1 protein-coding gene is annotated in these 1,029 nt (G+C 46.8%); it reads left to right on the forward strand.

All coding sequences use genetic code 11. The annotated features are described in order from the left end of the window. Positions 1-59: 59 nt before the first annotated feature. Positions 60-1,029, forward strand: a protein-coding gene (locus MHN09_RS21310) for an IS630 family transposase (RefSeq protein ID WP_239241848.1) whose coding sequence is annotated in 2 segments (ribosomal slippage) — positions 60-512 and positions 514-1,029 — 969 coding nt annotated over the 2 segments. Because the reading frame shifts where the segments join, the coding sequence is not laid out codon by codon here. This gene is flagged as partial in the annotation.

The following is a 1,029-nucleotide window of genomic DNA, read 5'->3' on the forward strand; positions in this document are numbered from 1 at the left end:
ATACCAATTGTCTTAAAAGTTTGATCTAATAGTGGTATTCATATTCGAGTGATTTTGATATGCATACAGCCGACGACTTTAAACAATTAGCAAAGCAAACCTCCAACGGGCAACTGCGAACCCGCTATCTAGCTTTGTATCATTTCAAGAATGGGGAAACACGAACCCAGATAGCAACTTACCTTGGGGTTGCCAGAGGCAGTGTTAATACCTGGGTATCCAACTATCTGGCGCACGGACTTGAAGGTCTGCAATCCAAACCTAGTCCGGGTAGACCCTGTCAGCTCTCCGTCTCCCAGCGAGAACAGATCGCACATTTTATCAAAGAAAATGCGGTTAAAAAGGAGGGGGGGCGTTTGATTGCACAGGATGTACGACAATACATTAGCGACACCTTCCAAATCGATTATCAGTTGCGAAACGTATACCGCATCATGGATGCGCTCGGTTTCAGTTGGATAACCAGTCGCTCTAAACACCCTAAACAATCACAACAAACCCAGGACACTTTTAAAAAATTTCCTGCTGGAAACGATCCTTCACACTCCCGGTCATCTTCCTCTGGATCGCGTTGACGTCTGGTTTCAAGACGAAGCACGATTCGGTCAGCAAAATCAGACGTCCAGAATATGGGCAGCCAAGGGCAGCAGGCCAAGAGTAGTAAAGCAACAGCAATTCGATTATGGCTATGTCTTTGGGGCGGTGTGTCCGAGCAATGGTAATACTCAGGCGCTTATCAGCCCTCTTGTGAATAAAGAGGTGATGAAGCAGCATCTGAAATTAATAAGTGAAGCGACAGAGCCTGGGCGTCATGCCGTTGTTGTAATGGATGGCGCGGGCTGGCATACGATCGATACGGCCAGCCCATTTACCAATGTCAGTCTGTTAAAACTCCCACCTTATTCTCCGGAGCTGAACCCGATGGAGCAAGTATGGCAATGGTTACGGCAACGTTGCTTATCAAACCGCGTATTTCGAGGTTACGAAGAAATAGTGGAACAGGTCTCTCGCGCTTGGAATACATTCATT

It is taken from the genome of Alteromonas sp. MmMcT2-5, assembly GCF_022348315.1.
GTDB lineage: Bacteria > Pseudomonadota > Gammaproteobacteria > Enterobacterales > Alteromonadaceae > Alteromonas > Alteromonas macleodii.